Below are 4,925 nucleotides of genomic sequence, written 5' to 3'. Positions count from 1 at the left end.
CGGTGAAAGCACTTGGCGACAGGCTGGCCTGATGCTGGCATCAGGTGCAGCAATGGCCAGCTGCTAGCCTTTAAGTTGCGTAGACTTATATCTTGGTGCGATATGGGCGTTGCGGGTGCGCGCCGAGTTGCTGCGCTCCTCCTCAATGTATTCCAGGAAGGCGACGATGAGCGGCGGGGAGCTGTTCGATCTCGATTCGCGACGGCGTGATCCTCAATCGGGCAGCAGCGAAGCATAGCAGCATTGGATCCTGTAGGCGTAAGCTTCACAGGTGTGCTGGCTCGCCCACCGCTCGTGCGGCAGGTGCTCCGTGGCAAGATGAGGAGCCAGCGCGGTCTTGTGACGGCCCCTTGATACAAGGCCTCGCCGGCCGTCGCGATCTGCCCTATTAGGATCGGCGTTGCCTGAAAATACCAGTAGGGATCGGTGACGTGTGCGTGGCCGAGGTAGGTGCTGAGGGCGACGATATGGCGGCGGACGGCATTGCGATCGTGCTGGCATTGCTCCAGAGAGCGAACGGCGAAGGTGTGCCGCAGATTGTGAATGCGGGAGGCCTGGTCGACCGGCGCCCCCCTCGCAGGCCGATCGATCGCGCGAGCAGAGAAGATGGCGATCAAGGTATGGTTGGCAGGCGGCGTGCTGTGGCGGAGACAAACAACGCGCTATTCAAGGTGCCGACCCGTCCGCGCACCGACAGATACCTATCCATGGCATCGTATGTCGTGACGTGAAGCGGCAGCAATCGGCTCTTCTGGAACTTGGTTTGTCGGACCAAGCCATCGGCCGTCAGGTCCTCGAGGTGAAGAGCGAGGCCTTCGCAAATGCGCATTCCGGTGGTGGCAAGCAAGCCGAACAGGGGCTCGTACATCAGCGGTCTGTTCGAATCTGGCGGCTCGAGGCAGGCCGCGGCCCACATCAACCCGGCAGTTGTGTCGAGCCAGCGATGACGAAGCACAGTTCCGATGGTGGTCAGCTTAGCGCCGGCCCGCAGCATGCTGGTCGCTGCCGAGTGCCGGAGAAGATTGGCGCCTCGCGAAGGAGCATCGTCGATGCCCGCCCTCGCAAGGGCGAGGCTGACGATGCTCGAGACGCTTGAGCCGGCCAGTGGCCGATAGGGGAGCAACGGTTCGCAGAAAAATCTGCTCACAGGCGGCAGGCGCCACGGACAGGTAAGCTTCCCTCTCGCCAGTCGATATCATCGAGACGCATGCCCGAAATGTCGCTGGCTTGCCCGGCGCTGCTGACAGCTAATCCAGCAACCGCTGAAGCCGACGGACCAGACGCTTGTCGGGAAGCGCCGCCCCGCAAAGCTCTTCCTGCCAAGCGGCTTCGATGCTGCTGGTCTGGTCTCGCATCGGTGACGTCTCCGGATTCGGCGTCACCGCAGATTCATACGGGGCAATGGGCCCGACGATGTGGGTAATCGAAAGCTTCACCGGAGGCGTACGTCTGTTCAGGCGAAACCGAATGCAGAAGTTCTTCAACGCTTCTGGATATAATCCAGCCATGCCAACGTAGGGTTCGCCAGGTTTAGAGCGTATGCGCGATAGATAGGGCATCGGCCTGCAAAACTCCAGAATTTCCATATGTTCATTATCGAATAATATTGTGACATAATGATTTATTCTACTTTAATGCCTCTTTACACCGTGTTAATCGTAAAATAACATTTTTAATCACAACATATGATAGACCTGCGTCGATGTTGGGCTACCAAGGACGGGTGTGCAGAACCGTTGCCTTACACGCGGCATCGGGAGTGACAACATCCAGTGCCAATGCGGCGGAGTAGAGACCATGGAATGCCGGCGGACAACTGCCATCTCTCAAGTTCGAGGGACGCCTACCAGAGTATCCGATTTTTTGGTCCCGGCGGCGCATTCCCCTGAAGCTGCCAGGGAGGCGCTTGCTGTCGAGTTCGGCCGGTTTCTTGACCAGACTGTTGGCATTTCTCAATCCGAGCGATTGTTCGAACTGTTATCTGCTTTTGCCGTGAATTTTGATTGCCCGTGGATGGCCTATGGCTCTTTTGTACCCGCCCAAAGAGAGCTAAAGCTGGCCCGACGCGGTCCGGCTGCTATGCTGAATTATCCTGATGAATGGCAGGAGCGCTATTTCGAAATGGGTTATGACGAGATAGACCCCATTATAAAAACGGGTCGAAAGCGAGCAGACGCCTTCCGCTGGAGCGAGGTGTACAACGACGGAAGCACGACTGAAGGCGAACGGCGCGTTTTCGATGAAGCCGCAACGTTCGGCTTAAGGGCCGGCGTTAGCGTTCCATTGCACGGCCCCGAGGGCAGCTTTGCGATTATGAGCTTTGCTCGACCTTGGGGCCGCGAGTTCCAAAATCGCACAATCACCTACTTGCAACTTGCAGCATTACATTTCCATTTGAGGATCAAGAAATTCGGGAAATCGGCTGGAATCGAGGACGCCCCTAGCCTTTCCCTCAGAGAAAAGGAATGTATTCTGTGGACGGCGAGAGGGAAATCGTCGTGGGAAATAGGGAAGATTCTTGAAATCTCCGAAAATACTGTCAATTTCCACATAAAAAACGTGAAGAAGAAACTGAATGCCACGAGCAGGACGCTTGCAGCTATAAAGGCAGTAAACTTCGGAATTGTTCAAATATGAAAGCATCATCAAACTTCATGCCTACCTATTAATCTCGTTTGAGCTGTGAATCACGGTCTCCATTGAAGGAGGCCGTAAGGGGTGATTTGTTCTGCTGAGCGAGCGCCAGATGGCGCGGATTTCGGCTGCATTTTCCGCTGTCGCACGGGGTGCCGAGGGTCGATGATCAACGCGTCGTCAGCGGCATCGTCTATGTGATCCGCAATGGTTTGCAGTGGAAGGATGCGCCGGCGGGCTACGGTCCGCACAAGACGCTCTACAACCACTTCATCCGCTGGAGCCCGCTCGGCGTGTTCCACAGGATCTTCGCCGCGCTCGCCAGCGAAGGGCCGAAGCCCGAGCGCATCATGATAGACGCGCCCCACCTGAAGGCCCACCGCACCGCGGCGAGCTCAAAACGGGGATGTTCCTCCGCGTCGGGCGCACCGAGGGCGGGCTGAACTACAAGCTGCATGCCGTCTACGACGCTGACGGACGGCCGATCGTCCTGCTCCTGTCGGAAGGCCAGATGAGCGACCACAAGGGCGCCCGTCTCGTCCTCGATCCCTGCCCGCCCGCTTCAAGCCTAATCGCAGATCGCTGATACGACAGCGCCTAGGCAGGCTGTTGAAAAAGGCCCTCGCCACCGGACCGCAGCAATGATTCACTGGCTCCGAAGGGATTCGGAGGTGACGAGTGCGCGGCGGCGACGATCGAACTGGCGAACTTTTCAGCTACGTGGACCTTGAGGTCCGGGTTCGGCGCAATCATACATTGCGGGCGATCAGGACGATCGTGACTGAAGCCCTGTCGAGGCTGGAGCGTGAGTTCGCGGCGCTATATTCGCCGATCGGACGGCCATCTATCCCGCCGGAGAAGCTGCTGCGGGCGATGCTTTTGCAGGCGTTCTATTCGATCCGCTCGGAGCGGCTTTTGATGGAACGGTTGGAATACGACCTCCTGTTCCGCTGGTTCGTCGGCATCGGCGTCGACGACGCAGCCTGGGACCATTCGGTGTTCTCCAAAAACCGTGACCGGCTGCTGGAGGGCGATATCGCGGCGAAGTTCCTGGCGGCCGTGCTGGCGCAACCCAAAGTCAAGAAGCTCCTGTCCACGGATCACTTCTCGGTCGACGGCACGCTGATCGAGGCCTGGGCTTCGATGAAGAGCGTCAAGCCAAAGGGCAGCCCAAGCGGCGGTCATGGCGAACCGCCGGCAGACGGCGGCGGACGCAATGCGGAAGCGGACTTCCACGGCGAGAGGCGATCGAACGAGACGCACACCTCGACTACCGACCCCGACGCCAGGCTCTACCGCAAAGGGCGGGGCAAGGAGGCCAGGTTGTGCTTCATGGGACATGGGTTGATGGAGAACCGCCACGGCCTGCTGGTGGAAGCCTGTCTGACGCTGGCCGACGGACATGCCGAGCGGGTGGCGGCCCTGCACATGATCGAACCTCGTGCCGACCGGCCGCGGGCGATCACGCTCGGTGCCGACAAGGCCTATGACGCAGAGGACTTCGTCAACGAGTTGCGCTCGATGAAGGTGACACCCCACGTAGCGCAGAACACGAACGGCCGTCGTTCGGCGATCGATCGCCGCACCACGCGCCACGGTGGCTATGCCGTCAGCCAGCGCATCAGAAAGCGCATCGAAGAGGCGTTCGGCTGGATCAAAACCGTCGCTGGGCAGGAGAAGACCAAATTGCGCGGCCGCGACCGCGTTGGGTGGGCCTTCACCTTCGCGGCCGCCGCCTACAATCTGGTGCGGCTGCCCAAGCTCTTGGCGGCGTCGAAATGACCGTGCCCGCAGGCTGCCAACTGATCGGCCGCTGGCGGATCATCGAAGCCGATCTGTGGGATCGCGGTTACCTGAACCTCGGTGGACCCGCAACCATCGCCATCGGACCCGACAATAACGGCGAGATCGCCTTTGGCGCCCTGCAAGCCGGTCTCGAACTGAGCTACAGCCCCTCGATAGTTCACTTCACATGGGCCGGGTGTGACGAGATGGATGAAGTCACAGGCGATGGCTATGCCGAATTGCTCGACGACGGCTCGATCGAGATCACATTCGCCTACCACAACGGCGACGAGGCCATCCTCAAGGCAATACGTCAGACTTCTTCAACAGATGGGGTGATTGGGGTCTCGCCCGAGCCAAGGTGCGGGCGGCTGCTCCTGTATGGATGTTACAACGTGGTCGCCTTGGAGCGCCACAAACTTCGGGAAGGAGCAGCCGTGAAGTATTTTGCTGGATTAGACGTATCTTTGGAAGAGACCGCGATTTGCGTCGTCGATGAGAGCAGT

General features: G+C 59.1%; 5 protein-coding genes and 1 pseudogene. 4 read left to right on the top strand and 2 right to left on the bottom strand.

Going from position 1 to position 4,925, the window contains the following annotated elements:
* Positions 1-613: 613 nt before the first annotated feature.
* Together NKI99_RS33385 and NKI99_RS33380 are read right to left on the bottom strand one after the other, a co-directional pair.
* Entirely contained in the window at positions 614-994 is a 381-nt protein-coding gene (locus tag NKI99_RS33385; protein WP_352613696.1) for a tyrosine-type recombinase/integrase, read from the bottom strand.
* 253 nt (positions 995-1,247) lie between these two features.
* A complete protein-coding gene (locus tag NKI99_RS33380) occupies positions 1,248-1,586 on the bottom strand; it encodes a hypothetical protein (RefSeq protein WP_352613695.1) in 339 nt (112 codons plus the stop codon).
* Between the two features lie 277 nt (positions 1,587-1,863).
* On the opposite strand from NKI99_RS33380, the gene NKI99_RS33375 reads away from it, so the two are divergent.
* The 4 genes and pseudogenes from NKI99_RS33375 to NKI99_RS33360 form a co-directional block, all read left to right on the top strand.
* Positions 1,864-2,637: a LuxR family transcriptional regulator gene (locus tag NKI99_RS33375; protein ID WP_352613693.1), complete on the top strand. Its 774-nt coding sequence runs from the start codon at positions 1,864-1,866 to the stop codon at positions 2,635-2,637.
* Between the two features lie 125 nt (positions 2,638-2,762).
* Positions 2,763-3,217 (top strand): annotated as a pseudogene (locus NKI99_RS33370) (IS5 family transposase); the annotation flags it as partial.
* Positions 3,218-3,312: 95 nt separating this feature from the next.
* Entirely contained in the window at positions 3,313-4,416 is a 1,104-nt protein-coding gene (locus NKI99_RS33365; protein WP_352613691.1) for an IS5 family transposase, read from the top strand.
* Positions 4,413-4,925 (top strand): hypothetical protein (locus tag NKI99_RS33360; RefSeq protein WP_352613689.1); only part of this gene is annotated, 513 nt, incomplete at its 3' end. The genes NKI99_RS33365 and NKI99_RS33360, both read left to right, overlap by 4 nt.

The organism is Mesorhizobium sp. M0239 (assembly GCF_040321815.1).
In the GTDB taxonomy this organism is placed as follows: domain Bacteria; phylum Pseudomonadota; class Alphaproteobacteria; order Rhizobiales; family Rhizobiaceae; genus Mesorhizobium.
The sequence above is the reverse complement of the archived record's forward strand: the minus strand, read 5'-3'. Positions and strand labels throughout refer to the sequence as shown.